General features: G+C 59.6%; 17 protein-coding genes. 13 read left to right on the top strand and 4 right to left on the bottom strand.

The window, feature by feature from the left end; all coding sequences use genetic code 11:
* Positions 1-6: 6 nt before the first annotated feature.
* From ABH909_RS21430 to ABH909_RS21420, 3 genes are all read left to right on the top strand, one after another.
* A complete protein-coding gene (locus ABH909_RS21430; RefSeq protein ID WP_429436822.1) occupies positions 7-663 on the top strand; it encodes an ABC transporter permease in 657 nt (218 codons plus the stop codon).
* A 52-nt stretch (positions 664-715) separates the two neighbouring features.
* Positions 716-1,597: a glycine betaine ABC transporter substrate-binding protein gene (locus ABH909_RS21425; protein WP_429436819.1), complete on the top strand. Its 882-nt coding sequence runs from the start codon at positions 716-718 to the stop codon at positions 1,595-1,597.
* Between the two features lie 146 nt (positions 1,598-1,743).
* The gene (locus ABH909_RS21420; protein WP_429436817.1) at positions 1,744-3,288 is read left to right on the top strand and encodes an amidase family protein; all 1,545 of its coding nucleotides are present in this window, start codon (positions 1,744-1,746) and stop codon (positions 3,286-3,288) included.
* A gap of 16 nt (positions 3,289-3,304) precedes the next feature.
* Here the strand turns inward: ABH909_RS21420 and ABH909_RS21415 are convergent, their stop codons facing one another.
* A complete protein-coding gene (locus ABH909_RS21415; RefSeq protein WP_429436814.1) occupies positions 3,305-4,189 on the bottom strand; it encodes a LysR substrate-binding domain-containing protein in 885 nt (294 codons plus the stop codon).
* Between the two features lie 157 nt (positions 4,190-4,346).
* Between ABH909_RS21415 and ydiJ the strand changes: the two genes are divergently transcribed.
* Positions 4,347-7,370, top strand: coding sequence for a D-2-hydroxyglutarate dehydrogenase YdiJ (gene ydiJ, locus ABH909_RS21410; RefSeq protein WP_429436811.1), 3,024 nt, complete (start codon positions 4,347-4,349; stop codon positions 7,368-7,370).
* Between the two features lie 101 nt (positions 7,371-7,471).
* Here ydiJ and ABH909_RS21405 read toward each other — a convergent pair whose 3' ends face one another.
* Complete coding sequence (locus ABH909_RS21405; RefSeq protein WP_429440035.1) at positions 7,472-9,061, bottom strand: winged helix-turn-helix domain-containing tetratricopeptide repeat protein; 1,590 nt, start codon at positions 9,059-9,061, stop codon at positions 7,472-7,474.
* 241 nt (positions 9,062-9,302) lie between these two features.
* Here ABH909_RS21405 and ABH909_RS21400 point away from each other — a divergent pair, with 241 nt between their 5' ends.
* The 6 genes from ABH909_RS21400 to ABH909_RS21375 all read left to right on the top strand — a co-directional run bounded on the left by ABH909_RS21400 (position 9,303) and on the right by ABH909_RS21375 (position 14,716).
* Complete coding sequence (locus tag ABH909_RS21400; protein ID WP_429436809.1) at positions 9,303-10,055, top strand: SDR family oxidoreductase; 753 nt, start codon at positions 9,303-9,305, stop codon at positions 10,053-10,055.
* 43 nt (positions 10,056-10,098) lie between these two features.
* Entirely contained in the window at positions 10,099-10,512 is a 414-nt protein-coding gene (locus ABH909_RS21395; RefSeq protein WP_008070774.1) for a cupin domain-containing protein, read from the top strand.
* 97 nt (positions 10,513-10,609) lie between these two features.
* On the top strand, positions 10,610-11,707 hold the full coding sequence (locus ABH909_RS21390) for an HlyD family secretion protein (RefSeq protein WP_429436806.1): 1,098 nt from the start codon (positions 10,610-10,612) through the stop codon (positions 11,705-11,707).
* Positions 11,704-13,299: an MFS transporter gene (locus ABH909_RS21385; RefSeq protein ID WP_429436803.1), complete on the top strand. Its 1,596-nt coding sequence runs from the start codon at positions 11,704-11,706 to the stop codon at positions 13,297-13,299. The genes ABH909_RS21390 and ABH909_RS21385 overlap by 4 nt, the downstream gene beginning before the upstream one ends.
* An 81-nt stretch (positions 13,300-13,380) precedes the next feature.
* Positions 13,381-13,836, top strand: a complete 456-nt coding sequence (locus tag ABH909_RS21380; protein WP_429436800.1) for a hypothetical protein — start codon at positions 13,381-13,383, stop codon at positions 13,834-13,836.
* Entirely contained in the window at positions 13,823-14,716 is an 894-nt protein-coding gene (locus ABH909_RS21375; RefSeq protein WP_429436797.1) for a tyrosinase family protein, read from the top strand. The genes ABH909_RS21380 and ABH909_RS21375 overlap by 14 nt, the downstream gene beginning before the upstream one ends.
* 257 nt (positions 14,717-14,973) lie before the next feature.
* Here ABH909_RS21375 and katG read toward each other — a convergent pair whose 3' ends face one another.
* A complete protein-coding gene (gene katG / locus ABH909_RS21370) occupies positions 14,974-17,262 on the bottom strand; it encodes a catalase/peroxidase HPI (protein WP_429436794.1) in 2,289 nt (762 codons plus the stop codon).
* Between the two features lie 497 nt (positions 17,263-17,759).
* Here katG and ABH909_RS21365 point away from each other — a divergent pair, with 497 nt between their 5' ends.
* Together ABH909_RS21365 and ABH909_RS21360 are read left to right on the top strand one after the other, a co-directional pair.
* Positions 17,760-18,131 carry a hypothetical protein gene (locus ABH909_RS21365; protein WP_429436792.1) on the top strand — a complete coding sequence of 124 codons (372 nt, stop codon included), beginning with the start codon at positions 17,760-17,762 and terminating at the stop codon, positions 18,129-18,131.
* A 3-nt stretch (positions 18,132-18,134) separates the two neighbouring features.
* Complete coding sequence (locus ABH909_RS21360; RefSeq protein WP_123494088.1) at positions 18,135-18,317, top strand: DUF1289 domain-containing protein; 183 nt, start codon at positions 18,135-18,137, stop codon at positions 18,315-18,317.
* A 166-nt stretch (positions 18,318-18,483) separates the two neighbouring features.
* Here the strand turns inward: ABH909_RS21360 and ABH909_RS21355 are convergent, their stop codons facing one another.
* Positions 18,484-19,419 carry a LysR family transcriptional regulator gene (locus tag ABH909_RS21355; RefSeq protein ID WP_429436789.1) on the bottom strand — a complete coding sequence of 312 codons (936 nt, stop codon included), beginning with the start codon at positions 19,417-19,419 and terminating at the stop codon, positions 18,484-18,486.
* A gap of 128 nt (positions 19,420-19,547) precedes the next feature.
* On the opposite strand from ABH909_RS21355, the gene ABH909_RS21350 reads away from it, so the two are divergent.
* Entirely contained in the window at positions 19,548-20,969 is a 1,422-nt protein-coding gene (locus tag ABH909_RS21350) for an MFS transporter (RefSeq protein WP_429436786.1), read from the top strand.
* The last annotated feature ends 42 nt before the right edge of the window (positions 20,970-21,011 follow it).

Below are 21,011 nucleotides of genomic sequence, written 5' to 3'. Positions count from 1 at the left end.
GACTTGATGATCAGATTTTGGGAAGGGCTCCAGTATTACTGGGGCGATATCAGCTATCTGACGGTTCAGCATTTGCAGATAGTTGCCATTAGTGGGGTTCTGGCCCTGCTCGTTGCGCTTCCATTGGGTGTATGGATGAGCCGCCCTGGGAACCAGCGTTACGCCATGGCGAGTATGCAGTTCCTCAATGTGGGGCAGGCGATACCCAAGCTCGCCCTGTTGGCATTGGCCATGAGTTTTATCGGCATAGGCAGCGGCGCGGCCATCATCGGATTGTTTGTCGCAACCTTGTTACCCGTGGCGGTCAACACCTATGAAGGATTGCGCGCGGTGCCGCAACACTTGGTTGAAGCGGCCGAGGCCATGGGCATGACGCCTGCGCAAACGCTGTGCAAAGTCGAAATTCCGAATGCGATGAACGTGATTTTCGCCGGCATACGTACGGCACTCGCCATCAACGTCGGTACTGCGCCACTTGCCTTCCTGGTCGGTGGAGGAGGGTTGGGTGAGTTGATCTTTACCGGTATCGACCTGAATGACTTCGGAATGATGTTGGCCGGTGCTGCATCGACCGCCATTTTGGCAATCGCGGTGGATCTGGGCTGTGGCTTGATTCAAACCCTCGCGGTATCACGGGGTTTGAGGCTGGCCGGGCGCGAATGAATTGTAGACGTGGACATAAACTAATAATACGAGGTGCATGATGATTCATCGAATGCTGGTCAGTCTGATCTTTACGCTTGGTCTTGTTGGAAGTTTAGTGGGCAGTGCTTCTGCCAACAGTACGATTGTGGTGGGTGGCAAGAAGTTTACAGAACAGCAACTGGTTGCTGAAATGACGACTCAATTGCTGCGCACCAATGGCTACAGCGTCGATAAACGTCCGGACTTGGGGTCATCTGTATTACGTGCTGCGCAAGAAAACGGTCAGGTTGATGTGTATTGGGAATACACCGGTACTTCGCTGATTACTTACAATAAAGTCCTGGACAAACTTGATGCCGACGAGACCTACAAGAGGATCAGCACCCTTGACGCACTGAAGGGCATCACCTGGCTGAACCGGTCAAAAGCCAATAACACTTATGCCTTCGCCATGCGCAAGGATGAAGCCGATAAGGAGGGGATCGTCTCGATCAGCGATCTGGCGAAGAATATCGGCGCAGGCAAAGCTTATAAGTTTGCCTCTAACGCTGAGTTTTTTTCGCGCCCTGATGGCTTGAAACCTCTTCAAGACACGTACAAGTTTGAATTCGAGCGTAAAAACGTCGTCCGGATGGACGGCGGGTTGACCTATCAGGCACTCAGGGATGGTCAGGTGAATGTGGCGTTGGTGCTGTCGACTGACGGGCGGATTCCGGCATTCGGCTTTATTGTCCTGAAGGACGACAAAGGATTTTTCCCCAGCTATGCGCTGACGCCAGTGATTCGTACTGAAGTCCTCAACGAGAACCCGAAGATCGGCGAACTGCTCAACGCTCTTTCCTCCAAACTGGACGACGATACCATTGCGGCTCTTAATTCTCGGGTCGATGTCGGCCGTGAGTCTATCGAGAGTGTGTCCAGGGAATTTTTGCAGAAAAACAAGTTGATCTAGTTATTCCCTCACTCGGTTTCATCATGACTTACTAGGCCAGCTGAATATCGCTGGCCTCTTTTTATCCTGCTTATTGATAAGGCCCATCCTGTTAGCCAGGGGCGTGGGCTCATTCCGTTCGCCTGTACCCACTAGGAGAATTACCCATGCAGTTGAATAAAAAGTTCGTGGCTTGCTCGTGTTTGGTATGGGCGGTCAGTGCTCAAGCGGATGACGGTATCGACCGCATGACACTCGCCGATATGCGTCGTGCTTTGAATAATGGGGATATCAGTTCCGAACAACTGGTCAGGCACTATCTGGATAACATTCGCGCGAACAACCATCAGGGCCAAAACATCAATGCGCTGGTGACCCTCAATGGTCAGGCGATCGAACAGGCCAGGAAATGGGACGCCGAACGCGCCAAAAACCCCAATGCCCAGTACGCACCATTGGCCGGCATTCCTTTTGTCGCGAAGGACAACTTTGACACCGCAGGTATGGTCACCTCGGGTGGATCCTACGTACTGCGTTCGTCAGTGCCGAGCCAGGATGCCTTCGCGGTCAAAAAGCTGATCGAGGGGCAAGCGATTCTCCTCGGCAAAGCCAACCTGTCGGAACTGGCTGCTTCCTTTGGCTGGTTTGGCTACAGCTCGTTCGGTGGCCAAACGCTGAATCCCAGAAATACCAAGCGTGACGCTTCTGGCTCCAGCAGCGGTTCTGCCGCTTCCGTCGCTGCAGCGTTCGCCCCCTTTGCGCTGGGGTCGGATACCAGCGGGTCGATCCGCGCGCCGGCCAGCGTCACCGGTACCGTAGGCTTCAGACCCTCGCTGGGGCTGATCAGTCGCAGCGGTATTATTCCGCTCTCTCTCGCGTTCGATACCGGCGGAGTGATTACAAACAGTGTGCTGGATCAGGCCATCGTGCTGGATGCGATCAAGGGGCAGGACCAAAGCGACTCGGCGACCCTCGACCTTGCTACCGACAAAATACAGTTCGAACAAGCGCTGAGCCGATCCTCGCTGAAAGGCAAAACCATTGGGGTGATCACAAACTTCAAAGGCGCCAACCCTGAGGTGGATGCGGTCTTTGAAGCGGCGCAGGAAACCCTGCGCAAGCGCGGTGCCCATGTTGTCTCCATCGACCTTCCCAAGGCGTTTGAAACGCTATGGAGCGATGTGTTGGGCCCCGTAGGAGAGAGTGAATTCAAACCGCAGTTCGAACGCTACCTGGCCACCCTCAATGCGAGCCAGCCTCGAACGCTGGCGCAGTTTCTCGATCTGGCCAGGAAAAATCAGGCTGAAAACGGTTCGCATGGAATGAACCCGGCACGTCTGGCCGGGCTGGAAGCGGTATCGAATGGCGCAAGCACTGACTCGCCGCTGTATATCTCCATCCTCTCCAGAAAGATCCCACAGTTGCGTGCGCAACTGATGGACATCATGAAGAAGAACAAAGCAGACAGCCTGTTCTTCGCGACCATCAATTGCCCGGCTTCGGTGGTTCACGGCGTGACCGATGACAGTTACGTGTGCAAATCCGGTGATACCTATGCGTCGTCGTACATTGCCTCCGCTACGGGGTTTCCCGAGATCACGGTTCCCGCCGGCATCATCAAGGGCAACCTGCCTGTCGGTGTTTCGTTCCTGGGCGGCTACGGTGAAGATGCCAAGGTTGTGGGTTTTGGCTACGCCTTCCTCGGGCGGTAATCATTCTGCCAGGCGTTCATATCTGTTCCAGCAACCAGGTACGGAACGCCATGAGTGACGGCAGCATTTCGTTGCGCGGCGGGTAGGTCAGGTAGTAACTGCGCTGACTGGCGAAGGGCAGGTCCAGGCCGATCAGCTCTGCATTGGCCAATTCGTCGGCCACCAGAATACGAGGCACCAGACCTATTCCGATGCCGGCTCTTACGGCCTGGATCAAATGCGAGGTGAGTTCGAAACTCGGCCCCAGGCGCATCATCCGATGGGGCAAGCCGTGGTGGCTGAACCACTCGCCCCAGACGTTGGAATTACTCGCGACATTGAGCAGCGTCTGCCCGCCAATGCGCTCCGCAGGCCAGGCGTCATGGGCCTTGGCCGCTTGTGGAGAAATGATCACCATCAGTTCTTCCGTGTGCAGTCGATGGCTGATCAGGCCTGGTAAATCAGCGTTGCCGACGACAATCGCGGCATCGATGCCGCTGGTTTCAAAGTCGATGGCGTCGATCCGGGAGTTGATGTGCACCAGCATGCCAGGATGGCTTTTGTAAAAGTCATGAAGGCGCGGCAATAACCACTTTGAGCCGAAGGTCGGCAATGTGGCCAGGCGCAATGTGCCGCTGCCGGATTGATAAGCCATGGCCTGCAACGTGGCGCTACGAATGCGCCCGAGTGCTTCGCTCATTTCCCGCTGATAAAGACGACCGACATCGGTCAACCTCACCTGGCGGCCTTCACGGCGAAACAGCGTCAGGCCCAGTTGCTGCTCCAGCGCCTGGACCTGGCGGCTGACTGCGCTTTGGGTCAGCGAGAGTTCCAGCGCCGCGTGGGTGTAGCTTTCGTGTCGCGCGGCGGCTTCAAAGGCCAGCAGCAATGACATCGAAGGGGTGAGGTGACGATAATTCATTCGTAAAAGTCATCGATAGCGGCAGGATTATCCGTTTGTCCGGTGCCAGAACCTGCAGGATCATTGGCGCAGCCGACGACCTGAGGCTGACGTATTAATGCTCAGGCGACAAGTGTTTTGATTTTTCGTGATTAGACCTACAAGAGACCATCCAGCGATGATCGCCCAGTTGACGACCGTTGAACCCGCGGCACAGTACCCGGAATTTCTGCAAGCCCTGCGCGCCAGCGGCTGGCGCGGTCAGCTCAGCGCCGACTATGCCACTCGGACCGTGCTGGCGACCGACAACTCGATTTACCAGCGTCTGCCGCAAGCGGCGGTGTTCCCTCTGGACGCGGACGACATCGTGCGCATTGCGACCTTGATGGCCGAACCGCGCTTTCGCCAGATCAAGCTGACCCCCCGAGGCGGCGGCACCGGGACCAACGGCCAGTCATTGACCGATGGCATTGTGGTCGACTTGTCGCGGCACATGAACGCTGTCCTCGAAATCAACGTCGCCGAGCGTTGGGTGCGGGTGCAGGCGGGCGTGGTCAAGGACCAGCTCAATGCCGCGCTCAAGCCTCATGGATTGTTTTTCGCCCCGGAGCTGTCGACCTCCAACCGCGCCACGGTGGGTGGCATGATCAACACCGACGCCAGCGGCCAGGGCAGCTGCACCTATGGCAAGACCCGCGATCACGTGCTGGAGCTGCACAGTGTGCTGCTCGGCGGTGAGCGCCTGCACAGTCATCCACTGTCCGACGCGGCGCTGGAGGTGGCATGCACACAACCCGGCCGCATCGGCGAGGTGTACCGCACCGCGCGTCATATTCAGGAAACCCAGGCCGACCTGATCGAGTCGGTGTTCCCCAAACTCAATCGCTGCCTGACGGGTTACGACCTGGCGCACCTGCGTGATGAGCACGGACGCTTCAACCTCAACAGCGTGCTGTGCGGTGCGGAAGGTTCGTTGGGCTACATCGTCGAAGCCAAGCTCAACGTGCTGCCGATTCCCAAGTACTCGGTGTTGGTGAACGTACGCTACGCCAGTTTCATGGATGCCCTGCGTGACGCCAACGCGCTGTTGGCGCACAAGCCGCTGTCCATCGAAACCGTGGACTCCAAAGTGTTGATGCTGGCAATGAAAGACATTGTCTGGCACAGCGTCGCCGAGTATTTCCCGACGGACGCCGAGCGCGCGACGCTGGGTATCAATCTGGTGGAGTTCAGCGGGGAAGACCTGGCGCAAGTGAACGCTCGCGTGGCATCGTTCGTGGCGCATCTGCAGGCCGACACCACGATCGAGCGGCTGGGCCACACGTTGGCCGAAGGTAGCGAAGCAGTGACCCGCGTATACGCCATGCGTAAACGCTCGGTCGGGCTGCTGGGCAACGTTGACGGCGAAATTCGCCCGCAGCCTTTCGTTGAAGACACCGCCGTGCCGCCGGAGAAACTGGCCGACTACATCGCGGAGTTCCGCGCCTTGCTCGACAGCCATGGCCTGGCCTATGGCATGTTCGGGCATGTCGACGCGGGTGTGTTGCATGTGCGCCCGGCGCTGAACATGAAAGACCCGGTCCAGGCCGCGCTGGTCAAGCCGATTTCCGATGCCGTGGCCGAGCTGACCCGGCGCTATGGTGGTTTGTTGTGGGGCGAGCACGGCAAGGGATTGCGTTCCGAATATGTCCCTGATTTTTTTGGCGAGCTGTACCCGGCGCTGCAATCGCTCAAGGGCGCGTTCGATCCGCACAATCAGCTCAACCCCGGCAAGATCTGTACTCCGCCGGATGCCGCCCAAGGCTTGCTCAAGGTTAACGAAGTGACGCTGCGCGGTGAGCTGGATCGGCAAATCGACGAGCGTGTCTGGCAAAGTTTCGGCACCGCTGTGCACTGCAACGGTAACGGCGCTTGCTACAACTACGACCCCGACGATGCAATGTGCCCATCGTGGAAAGCCACCCGTGAGCGCCAGCATTCGCCAAAGGGCAGGGCGTCATTGATTCGCGAATGGTTGCGTCTGCAAGGCGCGGCCAATATCGATGTATTGGAAGCGGCGCGGGGCAAGTTGTCGTGGTTGCGCGGGCTGCCAACGAGGGTGCGCAATAACCTGGCACGCTCACGCGGCGAGGCGGATTTCTCCCATGAAGTCTATGACGCGATGGCGGGCTGTCTGGCCTGTAAATCGTGCGCCGGACAATGCCCGGTCAAGGTCAATGTCCCGGAATTCCGATCGCGTTTTCTGGAGCTCTATCACGGTCGCTATCAACGTCCGCTTCGCGACTATCTGATCGGCTCGCTGGAGTTCACCATTCCTTATATGGCCTACGCGCCGGGCCTGTACAACGCGGTGATGGGCTCAACATGGATGAGCCGCTTGCTTGCGCGACACGTCGGCATGCTCGACAGCCCGCTGATCAACCGTTACGACTTGCAGGCCACATTGACCCGTTGCAAGGTGGTGGTCGCCAGCGTGCCAGCCCTGCGCGAGCTCACCGTCGCGCAACGTCAGCGCAGCGTAGTGTTGGTGCAGGACGCGTTCACCCGTTATTTCGAAACACCGTTGCTGGCGAGCTTTATCCAGCTGGCGCATCAGTTGGGCTATCGCGTGTTTCTGGCGCCCTATAGTGCCAATGGCAAGCCGTTGCATGTACAGGGTTTCCTCGGCGCATTCGCCAAAGCGGCGATCCGCAACGCCAGTCAACTCAAGGCACTAGCCGACTGCGAAGTACCGCTGGTGGGGCTGGATCCGGCGATGACACTGGTCTACCGCCAGGAATACCAGAAAGTGCCGGGGCTCAACGATTGCCCAAAGGTCTTGCTCCCCCAGGAATGGCTCTTTGATGTGTTGCCTGAAAACCCGCAACCGGCTACTCAGACATTCCGTTTGCTGGCGCACTGCACCGAGAAGACCAATGTGCCGGCCAGTACTAGGCAATGGGAGGCCGTGTTTGCCCGGCTTGGGCTCACGTTGGTGACTGAAGCGACGGGCTGTTGTGGCATGTCCGGAACCTACGGCCATGAAGCCCGCAACCAGGACACCTCGCGAATCATTTTTGAGCAGTCATGGGCCGGCAAGCTGGACAAGACGGGAGAAGCACTGGCAACGGGTTACTCCTGTCGTAGTCAGGTAAAGCGTCACGCCAACAGGCAACTGCGTCATCCGCTGGAGGTGGTGTTGGAGAAGGCTGCAACCTTTTGATCGTTTGATCTGAAAAACAAAAAAGCCCCGCCCCAACCAAATGGGACGGGGCTTTTTACTGCGCTTGGGCTGCAAGCCATTGGCCGTTCACCGGGCCGCAATCACTCAGGCAACCCAGCCAGCCGCAACCCATCGGCAAACCGTGCAAAATCCTCAGGACGCTGGATTGGCAGCCAGTTCTTCAGGTTGGAGACGCGCAAGGACGGATCCAGCGCCTGCAAACGTTGCATCGCCTGCTTCGCTTTGTCCATGCGTCCGCTGAGCGCATGACTGGCCGCCATCAGGGCCACCGCTGCCAGGAGGCAGGGCAGGTTACCCAGCGCCTTTTCCGCCCAGTCAGAAGCGGCATCGAAGCGCCCAGCGAAGAAGTGCGCCAGCGCCATCCCGACCTGCATCCTGAACATTTCCGGATCCAGCGGACTCAAGCGAACGGCATGGGTTAAATCTTCAATGGCGGCGTCTGTTTCTCCGCGCAGTGCGCGCAGGATACCGCCCAGGAACCAGGCGGGAGCGAGGTTGGGGTTGAGCAGGCGTGCTCTGTCGAGCAGGGCAATGCCGCCATCAATATCGCCGGCGAGATGGCCGAGTGCGTGTCCGCCTCGCGTCAGCGCCACCGCATCATCCCGGCCGAGCTCCACCGCCAGACGTGCGAGTCGTACGCCCTCGGCGATTTCTCGAGGCCGGTCGGTCATCCAGCCATTCAACTTGCGCCAGAAATGACACCAGGCTGCCATGCCATAGGCCGAGGCGAACTCCGGATCGAGCTCGATGGCCTTGTAGAACAACGGCAGCGCTTGCTCGATGGCTTCGCGGGTGCCGTTGTGCAGTTTTGCCATTGCGCGCAGGTAATAGTCGTAAGCGTCCAGGCTTTCTGTCGGTTTGCGCTTGGCGCGCTCGATCTCCGCCCGTTCCAGCTGCGGCGCTATGGCGCCGACGACGCTTTCGGCGATTTGATCCTGCAGCTCGAAGATGTCATCAAGCATTCCCTCGAAGCGCTCCGCCCAGATATGCGTCCCGGTCGTCGCGTCGATCAACTGCCCGGTGATGCGTATCTTGTTCCCGGATTTGCGCACGCTACCTTCCAGCACGTAGCGCACGCCGAGCGTCTGGCCAACGCCCTGAACGTCCACGGCCCGCCCCTTGTAGGTGAAGCTCGAATTGCGCGCAATGACGAACAGCCAGCGGATACGCGACAGGGCGGTGATGATGTCCTCCACCATGCCGTCGGCGAAATACTCTTGCTCGGGATCGCCGCTCAGGTTGTGGAAAGGCAAGACGGTGATGGAGGGTTTGTCCGGCAGGACAAGCGGGGGCGCAGGCGTTTGGTTCAGGTCCATGGGCGTGGGTTCTTCGATGTCAGGCTGTCGCGTTTCCCCGATCTCATCCACTTTGATTTCGCCGACGAAGCGGTATCCCTTACGGGCGACCGTGCGCACCAGCCGCTGCTCTTCGCCGGTATCGCCGATGGCCTTGCGCACCGCATTGATATGGCTGGTGATCGTCGACTCAGAGACGATCCGACCGCTCCACACGGCCTTGAGCAGGTCATCCTTGCTGACAACGCGATCGCGGTTACTGACGAGCAGCAGCAATAGATCGAAGACCTGCGGCCCGACAGCCACGACTTGCCCGCGCAAGGTCAGTTCCCGGCGCTCCTGATCGAGCGCGTAGTCTTCAAACACGAATGGCAAGGTGAGAATCCCCGGTCGAGCGCCCGTCGACATCGTGTCCGAGCTGGCTTTTGGTAGGTGGTATCGATAATACGGCAGCGCCCGCGGCAAGAGATACCCGTCGAAAACTGTTTTCTGGACGAAAAAACAAGCTTCCTTGAAGGCAAACCCAAGATCGGTACAAGGACGTCCCTGACGCACGCTGGCATTCTCGATCTACACCGACAGCAATGGTTGCAGTCGAGAGTAGCGGAGAGAAACCATGAAGATCGTCGTCATTGGAGGCACCGGCCTCATCGGATCGAAACTTGTGAATATCCTCCGCGAGCGCGGCCATGACGCGCTCGCAGCCGCCCCCAGTACGGGCGTGAACAGCATCACCCGCGAGGGCCTCGCCCAAGCGATGGATGGCGCCGATATCGTCGTCGACGTAGCGAATGCGCCTTCGTGGGAAGACCGGGCCGTTCTCGAGTTCTTCGAAACGTCGAGCCGTAACCTGCTGGCTGCCGAGGCGGCCGCTGGCGTTCGCCATCACGTGGCCCTGTCGATCGTGGGCTGTGAACGGCTTCCCGAGAACGGCTATTTCCGGGCCAAGGTCGCGCAGGAAAACCTGATCAAGGCGTCCGGCATTCCTTACACCATTCTGCGGGCCACGCAGTTCTTCGAGTTTGTCGGCGGCATTGCGCAGGCGGCCACCGTCGGTGAGGAAATCGGCCTGTCACCGGCGCTGATTCAGCCGCTGGCATCCGACGACGTGGTGGCAGCACTCACCGAGGTCACGCTGGCAACGCCGGTCAACGGCACGGTCGAAGTCGCCGGACCCGAGGCCATGCCACTCGACGAACTGGTCAGGCGCTTCCTGCGGGCCACTCGGGACACGCGCAAGGTCGTGCCGGATGTGCATGCGCGCTACTTCGGTTCGGTGCTCGACGATCAATCGCTGACGCCCGGCCAGAACCCGCGCCTGGGGACGATCCGCTTCGAGGACTGGCTCGGTCAGTCGACGGCTCGGTAACGGGCCGCGCGCTCACACCACCTACGCATCAAGGAGCATTGCCATGGTTACCCGATTTCTCTTGGCCGCTGCCTTCGCGGCACTGTCGATCAGCGCAGCGTCGGCCGCCGAGCCGCCCGCAGGCAAGGTGTCGGTCGTATTCGACCGCCCCATTCCCAACCTCCCCGGCAAGAGCATGAAGGGCGTGCTGGTCGAGTATGGGCCGGGCGCCGCGTCGCCGTCCCACACCCATCCGAAAACGGCTTTCATCTATGCAACGGTCCTGGAGGGCTCGTTTCGCATCAAAGTCAAAGGCGAGCCGGAAAAGATCTACAACGTCGGCGAAAATTTCGTAGAGGAGCCGGGCTCCGTGCACGAAGTCAGCGCCAACGCCAGCGACACGAAGCCTGCTCGCCTGTTGGCTGTGTTCGTCCTCGACAGCAATGAAAAGGAGCTCGTCACCCCCATCAAAAAGTGAGCCGGTCACGCGCTCATCGACGCCCGACCGCCGGGCGGCAGATCACTGCCGTCCTGTGGCTGCTGCGGATCTTTGGCATTGAACAGGAAGCAAGAACATGAACTCGCTTCAGGACAAGGCCGCCATTGCCACCGGCGCAAGCGCCGAGACTCCTGTCGTGGTGGCGCGGCAAAGCAAGAGAAAGATGATCGGCATCCTGCTATGCATCGGTGCCGTGGTGGTTTTGGCTGGCGGATGGGCCATGGCGTTTTCGAGCGGTTCGACTTCCACCGATAACGCGTATGTGCGCGGCGATCTCACTTCGCTCGCCGCCAAGGTTGCCGGCTATGTCACGGCGGTAGAAGTGGAGGACAACCAGACCGTCAAGGCGGGTGACGTCCTGTTCCGGATTGATGATCGGGACTATCGCGCACGGCTTGCGCAGGCCGTTGCCAATGTCAGCGCTGCCGAGGCTCGCCTGACCCATGTCGATGCCGAAACCCGGCTTCAGCGTGCCCTGATTCGACAGGCCGAAGCCCAGCGACGCTCGGCCTCCGCGGAGATGAATCTGGCGACCAAGACCCATGATCGCAGTCAAAAACTGATCGTCAGCAACGCGGTCAGCCAGGCCCTCGTCGATGAAACCGGCACGGCACGCTCCAGAGCCGAGGCGACGGTCTCGGCCGCTTCGGCAACGGTCGAGGCTCAACAGCAACGCATCACCGTCCTTGTGGCCCAGCGAGAAGCTGCCGTTGCTGCCGTGGCACAGGCACAGGCCGCGCGCGATCTGGCCCAGATCGATCTCGACAGCACCGTGGTACACGCGCCTGTTGATGGTGTTATCGGTAACCGTCAGGTTCGCGTCGGCCGGTTCGTTACGCCGGGTGTTTCGTTGCTCGATATCGTGCCGGTCAATGATGTGTGGGTCGTGGCGAACTTCAAGGAAACCCAGCTCGAACATATCCGCCCCGGTCAGCGCGTGCGCATCACGGTGGACGGCTATCCCGACGGGGCACTTGAAGGCGTAGTCGACAGCTTTGCACCGGGTAGCGGGTCGGCGTTCAGCTTGCTCCCCACAGACAACGCAACAGGAAACTTTGTGCGTGTCGTGCAGCGGGTTCCGGTAAAAATCCGGCTTGCCCACAACCCGTTGCCGGGCCGCATCGTGCCTGGCCTGTCCGCGCGTGTCGAGGTTGCGCAAGGTGGCGGCTCATGACCGCGGTTGCCAGCGCCACGCGGAGCAATGCCAGCGCTACGACCGGTGTCCTGCTCATGGCGGGCATCGTGCTTGCCACGCTGACGGAAGCGATTGCCAGCACCGTTCTGGCGTTCGGACGCGGCGACATCATCGGCGACACCTATGCAACGCCAGATGAATTTGCCTGGTTGGATATCGGCTACATCGCACTCAAGCTGATCGGGTTCATGACCGCCCCTTGGCTGCTGAAGCGTTTTAATCCGCGTCATGTGATGATCAGCTCAACCTTGGTCATGGGCCTGGCATGCGGCATTGCCGCCATCACCGCTCGGCTGGATCTGCTGGTTGCACTTCGAGTTATTCAGGGCTTCGCCGGTGGCACCCTGCTGGTCGGGGGGCAGGCGATCATATTTAGTGCTTTTGCGCGGACTCTTCAGCCAATCCTCCAGGCCCTGTTTGCCATGGGTTCCGTTGTCGCGCCTGCGACGCTCGCCCCGGCGCTTCAAGGGTGGTTGATCGACAGCCAATCCTGGGCTTGGATCTTCTTCAGCGTTGTGCCGATTGCCTTGGCGGCTAGCGGACTTGTGTTGATCGCAGACGGCCCGATGCCCGCCAAGGCCCGATACCGTCCGTTTGACTGGATCGGCTTCTCGCTGATCTCTATCACCCTGTTGTGTTCCACCTACGTTCTCAGCCAGGGCAGCCGATGGGACTGGTTCGAGGAGCCTCGCATCCTGTGGCTAACCGTGATTGGCGCAGCGGCTTTGCTGGCATTTCTCGGCCAACAAGTGTTGGCCAAAGGGCAGGGCCTGCTCGACTTCACCCTGTTCAAAACGAGCGATTTTTCTTTCGCCTTTATCGTCAGTTTTGTTGCCGGTGCGGCCTTGTTCGGCAGCGCGTTCCTGATTCCGGCGTTCGCCCTGTCGGTCCTCGGGTTCACGCCTACCGATGCCGGTCAGCTGCTGTTGCCCAGTGGCGCGTTTTTTGTCGGCGCACTTCTCATATCTGCTTATCTCATGCAGGCCCACCGCGTTGCGCCATTCGCTACGGTGCCCTTTGGAATCCTGATGATCATGGTTGCAATGTGGATGCTGTCCGGTTCGACCAGCGAAAGCGGCGCGGACGATATGATGGCGGCTATCCTGTTGCGCGGGTTGGGGCTTGGCTTCCTGTTTCTATCGATCACGCTGATCGCCTTCAGCCACCTCAACAGCCGGAACCTTGCGAGTGGAATAGGCCTTTTCAATACGGGTCGCCAGTTAGGTGGCCTTATCGGCGTCGCAGGGCTCCAGACACTGATCGACCATAACGTCGTCACCAATGCCGTGGTTCTCGGCACCAACGTCACCGCAGGCGGGGCCGCGGTCATCGAGCGGATGACGACCACGACAGCCATGTTGAGCGCGAAAGGAATGGATGCAGTGGCTGCTGGTCGGGCAGCGACGAGCCTTCTGGGCCGGTTAGTGACAAGTCAATCCACGGTGATTGCCTTCGACACAGCGTTCATTGCAGTGGCTCTGCTGTTTGTAATCGCTGCCCCCATTCTGGTCGGCATCAAGATCGGATTCGCGCGATACGAGAAAGTGCGCGCTTGGCGAGCTGTTGCGTGAGACAGCCCACCTACCAGCGACCAACTACACTTCCTCCAGCCAGTCCGGGCGATCGTCCGGGGGCACACTCCAGGAGGAATCATGACACGGAAGAATGTCTCCAGCCCCGAACCAGCGGGCACAAAACCCAATGTGCTATTGAGCCCGCCTGATATAAGTGCTCTCGCAGAGATATCCATCACCGATCCGGACAAGACGCACCCTGCGTGGATCAAGGAGCAGTTCCCTGAATACGTGGACCCGCATGCAGGGCATGAAGCCAGGACTGTTCGCGAGATTAACCACAAGGGGCATGTTGTCCGGATCGTGACCACCTACCAGGTGGAGGTGGATGGAGGCCCGGTCCAGGCGCATCTGTTTGTGGACGATGCGGGCCAGGTCCATACCCACGCTACCCCATTCGTCACTTACGGATCGGCTCTCGATTTGATGACGGCGGTGATCGATGCCTATCCAGAATCCTTTGCCAAGGATGATGGCGACGGGGGAGAGCACTCGGATCACCATGCCCATGGAGCACATCATGATCAGGTCTAATGCTGTCAATGATCTCCCGGCGCTCAAGAAATACGTTGAAGGGGTAAAGCGGCTCAAGGACCCGGTGCAGAATCCCTGGCCCGGGCAGGCCAGCCTCTCGATTTATGATTCCTTCGTGGCCTGGCACCACCGGGCCATGATGATTTCTACGCCTGCCGGGCAGATGGCCAGGAATGCTGCGCACGGCGGGCCATCCTTCTTGCCATGGCATCGCTACTTCCTGGTGCGACTGGAAACCTTACTTTGCAAGGCGCTAGACGACCCACACTTTCGAGTCCCGTACTGGGATTGGGGCACTGACGCGCAACTTCAGGACCCGAGGACTTCACTCATCTGGTCGGATGAGCACCTTGGACAGTTCGTGAAGGGGCAGTGGCGGGTGCGATTGACGGGTAATGGCCGCACCATGGAACTGGACGGGGTAAACCGCCCCTTGGTGCGTTATCTGGGAAGAGGCGGGGCGCTGCCCAGCCGAGCCAATGTGCGCAAGGTCATCCATGAAAACCCGGTGTACGACAAAGCACCCTACAACGCGGCGCAGTCCACCGGTGGTGCGCGCAACAGCATCGAGGGATGGGCGGGCGAAGAACGCATTCATAACAACGTCCATGTGTGGGTCGGCGGTGACATGGGATTATCGTCCTCGCCGAACGATCCAGTGTTCTTTCTACATCATTGCAATGTCGACCGGCTTTGGGCTGCATGGCAAGCGAAGCATCCCGCCGCCGCCTACGTACCCGCCGCAAATGCCTCGGATACGCTCAAATTCCATCGGATCGATGACCCGATGTACAGCCCTTTCCCGGAAAAGGTGACACCTCGAGATGTTCTGAATTACAACCAGTACTACAAGTACGACACCTTGGGCGATCTGCTTTAGAGAGCATCGAACGGGCCAAGGCTCCTACGGAGAGGGCGTACCTCAGGGATGCATGCGGTCGGCGTAGGAGCTGGCGAAGCCTGCGATCTTTTGATTTTCAGCGGTTTTGAACATGGCCAAGATCAAAAGATCGCAGCCTTCGGCAGCTCCTACGGAGAGGGCGTACTTCAGGGGGTATGCGGTCGGCGTATTCTAGCCGGCAAAAACCACAACGCCTCCATAGGGAGGCGTTGCGGGTTTACGCAAAATTGCTCAGATCATCTCAGATCAAACCGGTCCAGATTCATTACCTTGTCCCAGGCTGCAACGAAGTCGTTCACAAACTTCTCCTTCGCATCGTCGCTGGCATAGACCTCAGCCAAGGCCCTCAACTGCGCATTCGAGCCAAACACCAGATCGACACGGGTACCCGTCCATTTAAGGTCGCCGGTTTTCCGGTCGCGCCCTTCGAATTCCTCGTTGTCATCCGAGACCGGTTTCCATTCCACGCTCATGTCCAGCAGGTTTTTGAAGAAGTCGTTGGTCAATGCTTCCGGCTGTTTCGTGAAGACACCGTGTCGGGTTTGTCCGACGTTGGTGTTCAGCACGCGCATACCGCCGATGAGCACGGTCATTTCTGGCCCGGTGAGTGTCAGCAGTTGCGCCTTGTCGATCAGTAACGCCTCGGCCGGTACGCGGTATCTGCTCTTGAGGAAGTTGCGGAATCCATCGGCGGCAGGTTCGAGGTATCCGAAGGATTCAACATCCGTTTGTTCTTGCGAGGCGTCCATTCTTCCCGGCGTGAATGGCACCGTGACGGTGTGGCCGGCATTTTTTGCCGCTTGTTCGACACCGGCACAACCGGCCAGCACGATCAGGTCTGCCAGCGAGATTTTCTTGCCGCCGCTGTTGAACTCGTTCTGGATACTCTCGAGTTTCGCCAATACGCTCGCCAGTTGCTCAGGCTGGTTGGCTTGCCAGAATTTCTGCGGAGCCAGGCGCAGGCGTCCGCCATTGGCGCCGCCGCGTTTGTCGGAGCCGCGGAAGGTGGAGGCCGCTGCCCATGCAGTCGATACCAGTTGCGAGACCGACAGGCCGCAGGACTGGAGTTTGCCCTTGAGTGCGGCCACGTCGCTGTCGGTGACCAAGGCATGGTCGACCGCCGGGATCGGGTCTTGCCACAGCAGTTCTTCGTTGGGCATTTCCGGACCGAGGTAGCGCGAGAGCGGCCCCATGTCGCGGTGGATCAGCTTGAACCAGGCGCGGGCGAAGGCGTCGGTCAACTGATCGGGGTTCTCAAGGAAGCGCCGCGAAATCGGCTCATAGATCGGGTCGAATCGCAGGGCCAGGTCCGTGGTCAGCATGGTCGGATTACGCCGCTTGGAAGGGTCGTGAGCATCTGGAATGATGCCAGCCCCGGCCCCATCTTTGGCTGTCCACTGGCTCGCACCGGCCGGGCTCTTGGTCAACTCCCACTCGAAGCCGAACAGGTTTTCCAGGTAGTTGTTGCTCCATTTTGTGGGGGTGGTGGTCCAGGTCACTTCCAGGCCGCTGGTAATGGTGTCGCCACCCTTGCCGCTGCCGAAGGTGCTTTTCCAGCCCAGTCCTTGCTGTTCGAGGCCTGCGGCTTCGGGCTCGGCACCGACATTGTCGGCAGGTCCGGCGCCATGGGTCTTGCCGAAGGCGTGGCCGCCAGCGATCAGCGCGACGGTTTCTTCGTCATTCATTGCCATGCGCCCGAAGGTCTCGCGGATGTCCTTCGCCGCCGCGAGAGGATCGGGATTGCCTTCCGGGCCTTCCGGGTTGACGTAAATCAGGCCCATTTGTACCGCGGCGAGCGGGTTCTCCAGATTGCGTCCTTTGTCGGTGCGGCTGTCCTCATTTTCCCCAGGCTCTGCAACGAGCGGGCCTTCGCCGGGTTCTTGCATGGGTTCTTTTTTGTCTTTCTCGTAGCGAGTGTCGCCTGCCAGCCACTTGCTTTCGGAGCCCCAGTAGACCGCCTCATCCGGTTCCCAGACGTCTGGCCGACCGCCGGAAAAACCGAAGGTCTTGAAGCCCATGGATTCGAGCGCGACGTTGCCGGTGAGGACAATCAGGTCGGCCCAGGAGATGTTGCGACCGTATTTTTGTTTGATCGGCCAGAGCAGCCGCCGCGCCTTGTCGAGGCTGACGTTATCTGGCCAGCTGTTGAGCGGTGCAAAGCGCTGCTGACCGGAGCCGGCGCCGCCACGACCGTCACCGACGCGATAGGTGCCGGCGCTGTGCCACGCCATGCGAATGAACAGCGGCCCATAATGACCGAAGTCTGCCGGCCACCAGTCTTGCGAATCGGTCATCAGTGCGTTCAGGTCTTGCTTGAGCGCCTGAAAGTCGAGGCTCTTGAAGGCTTCGGTATAGTTGAAATCCTTGTCCATGGGGTTAGACAGGGGTGAGTGCTGGTGCAGGATCTTCAGATTCAGTTGGTTCGGCCACCAATCGCGGTTCGTCGTGCCACCGCCAGCGGCGGCGTGATTGAACGGGCATTTCGATTCATTTGCCATGTGTGCGCTACCTTTGGTCGTAATCATCCTGCTATCCGGCCCGGGGTGGGCGCGCGATAGCGACGAGCGAAATCAATGACATAGGCTGGTGCCGTTCGATCAACCGTTCATCGTGGTCACAGGGGAATCTGGATAGCGGCAAATCGAGTTGCCTGTACGGTGGCCCACGGCAAGCCTGGTACGCTTCTGATTCATTCGTATCTTTTATCAAGTCTCAACCGGCCGGCTCACGCCAGCGCTGCATTAAGGTTAGACGCCTATAAAGCAGTCAGCTAATAGGTGGGGTATTCACGCTTGATAGGCAGAATCTTTTACCTGAGCCGTCGAGATGAGGCCGATCAAAAGATCGCAGCCTTCGGCAGCTCCTACAGGGCGTGCGTCGTTTATAGGATCATGTTCCATACAAACCTGTGGGAGTCTTGCCCGCGAGGACGGTAGCGCAGACGCAGCAACTCCTCGAATCAGCCCGCAAACGGTATCGTATGATGATCTCCTTTTATCGACGCCCAAGGACCCTTACCCCGATGTCTTTAAGCAAACGCGATCAGGCCCACATCGAACGTCGCCTGGTCGCCACCCTGACCGAGGCGTGTGAAACCGCCAAGGCGGAAATAGTCGGGTTCTGCTGGCTGACCCACGAAGTCGATTACGCGGTCTTTCCTTCCAGCCTGCGGGTGATCTGGGTTTTCGATACGCAGGCCAACAAGGATCAGGCACTGGCGAGCGGGCAGGGCGAGCGTATGGTCGAACTGACGGCCGTGGCATTCAGTGAAGCGGATGTACTCATCAGCCCGGTAGCGGCCCATGTGCTGTTTGATTCTGAAGAGCAATGTCAGCGCACCAATGCCGGCAACTGGCAGCAACGCTTGGCACCCAAGCGCTCGACGCGGGGTTGAAGCGTGGCCAAGGATATCGAAAATCCGTGTATTTCCATTTGCCAGCTCAGTGGTGAACTGTGTGTCAGTTGTGGTCGCACCAAGGACGACATCAGAAAATGGAAGCGCATGAAGCGTCCGGAAAAAATGGCGGCGGCGCAGCGGGCGAGTTTGCGGTTGAAGGGGCTGCAGAAAAAGAGTGTTTGAGGGTAATGCCCGCCAGCAAGCCGTAATGCGATCTATAGCATCTGGCGAAGGCTGCACTACTGTGGCGAGGGAGCTTGCTCCCGCTGGACAGCGCAGCTGTCCCAAAACCAATTTACGACTGCTTCGCAGCCGAACGGGAGCAAGCTCCCTCGCCACAGTAGCGCAGCTACAAAGCGTGCGTTGTGGCTGAAATTGACTTCACCAGCTCATGGGGCTGCGCACAAACCTTGCGCACACATTCACGCAGCCACCGATGCGCTGAGTCGGCATCCATGCGTGGGTGCCAGAGCATCGAAAGGGTGATCGGCGACAGGTCGAACGGAAGGTCGAAACTGTACAAGCCTGCGCGCAGGTTTCGGGTGTGTTGTGCGGGCACGGTGGCAATCAGGTCCGAGGCGCGAGCCAGTGCCAGCGCGGCCGAAAAACCGCTGGCGAGGGTGACGATTTCCCGCTCCAGCCCCAGCACTTCCAGGGCTTCATCCATCGGCCCCTTATCGAGCCCGCGACGCGAGACCAGGATGTGCCTGCCAGCGGCATAACGGGAGGCGGTGACTTCGCCCTGGCTCAGCGGATGCCCCGTGCGCACGACGCCAATGAAACGGTCTTCGAACAACGCACGGGTGCGCACTTCCGGGCTCGTCGTGCCGCCGACCACACCGGTTTCCAGGTCGACGGAACCGTCGCGAAGCGCGGCGCTGTCCTTGTTCAGCTTCTGCACGAAGTGCAAGCGCACGCCAGGTGCTTGTTCACTGACGCGGGCAATCAGTGCCGGGCCGAAGTTTTCGACGAAACCGTCGCTGGTGCGCAGCGTAAACGTCCGGACCAGTTGTTTGAGATCAAGCTGTTCGGCGGGGCGTAACACGGCTTCTGCGTCTTGCACCAATCGGCTGACCTGTTCGCGCAATTCGAGCGCCCGAGGCGTCGGCACCAGCCCGCGTCCGGCCCGTACCAGCAGCGGGTCGCCCGTCGTTTCGCGCAATCGCGCCAGCGCCCGGCTCATGGCCGACGGGCTCAGGCGCAGTCGTTGGGCGGCGCGTGCGACGCTGCCTTCGGCGAGCAGCACATCCAGGGTAATCAGCAAATTCAGGTCGGGAGTCGTCATGCCTCAACGTTAGCACGGCGTGTGGGTGATATGGCGTCAAACGCAACTATCAAGTGCAAATGGTGCGTCTTCCGCCATGTTACGCATGGGCATACGCTGCTGATCTACCTTTCAGATGTGGCCAAACCATGAAACTCATCACCCAATCAGGCTCGGTTCGCTGGGCGCTCGCCAGCCTTTCGCTGTCGATGTTGATGCCCTCACTCGACACCAGCATCGCCAACGCGGGTTTGCCGACGTTGGCCCAGGCGTTCGAGGCTTCCTTTGCGCAAGTGCAGTGGATCGTTCTGGCGTATCTGCTGGCGATCACCACGCTGATTGTCAGCGTCGGACGACTCGGTGACCTCGTCGGCCGTCGACGTTTGCTGCTGGCGGGTATCGGCATTTTCACCCTGTCATCGCTGGCCTGTGGTGTTGCGCCGTCGCTTGGATGGCTGGTCGGCGCCCGGGCAGTGCAAGGGCTCGGGGCGGCGATCATGCTGGCGCTGACCGTGGCGTTTGTCGGGGAAACGGTGCCGAAAGCGCAGACCGGCAGTGCCATGGGGCTGCTTGGCACGATGTCGGCGGTCGGCACCACGCTGGGGCCGTCACTCGGTGGGTTATTGATTTCCGGTTTCGGTTGGCAGACGATTTTTCTGCTCAACGTGCCGCTGGGTATTCTGAATATCTGGCTCGCGTATCGCTATCTGCCGGCGGATGCACCGCAGGCGAAAGCGCTGCGGGTGGGATTCGACAAGGCTGGCACGTTGCTGCTGGGGTTGACGCTCGCGGCGTATGCGCTAGCGATGACGATTGGGCACGGTGATCTGGGGCCGATGAACATTGCGCTGCTGCTGACGGCTGTTGTCGGTGCCGGGATTTTCATATTTGTTGAGGCCAGGGTTGCCTCGCCACTGATTAAATTGGCGCTGTTCCGTGAGCCAGGATTGAGCGCCAGCCTGGCCATGAGCACGCTCGTTTCGACGGTGATGATGGCGACGCTGGTGGTCGGGCCGTTTTATCTCTCGGGTGCGCTTGGCCTAAGCACGGCACTTGTCGGCCTGGCCTTGTCGGTGGGCCCGTTGGTGGCGGCGCTGAGCGGGGTGCCGGCCGGTCGCCTGGTGGACCGTTTTGGCACTCGGCGCATGACCGTCGCAGGGCTTGTCGCAATGGTGCTCGGTACGGGTGCTTTATCGATGATGCCGGCGACTTTCGGCATTCTTGGTTACCTCGCGCCCATCGCGGTGATCACGGCCAGTTATGCGTTATTTCAGGCGGCCAACAACACCGCGATCATGACCGACGTCCGCCCGGATCAGCGCGGCGTGATTGCCGGCCTGCTTAGCCTGTCGCGCAATCTCGGGCTGATCACCGGCGCCTCGGTCATGGGCGCGGTGTTTGCCTTTGCCTCGGCGACAGCTGACATCACCACGGCATCTCCCGCCGCCATCGCCAACGGCATGCAGATAACGTTTGCCGTCGCCGCATTGTTGATCGTCCTGGCCCTTGCTGTTGCGTCGACGTTTCGCATTCCACATTGCTGCACTGCATGCAGTAATGAACTGCAGTGAAGACGTATTGTTCGCATGAAATCGAATGCCGATACTTCCCCC

It is taken from the genome of Pseudomonas sp. BS3782 TE3695, assembly GCF_050435305.1.
In the GTDB taxonomy this organism is placed as follows: domain Bacteria; phylum Pseudomonadota; class Gammaproteobacteria; order Pseudomonadales; family Pseudomonadaceae; genus Aquipseudomonas.
This window is presented reverse-complemented; position numbering and strand designations above follow the sequence as displayed.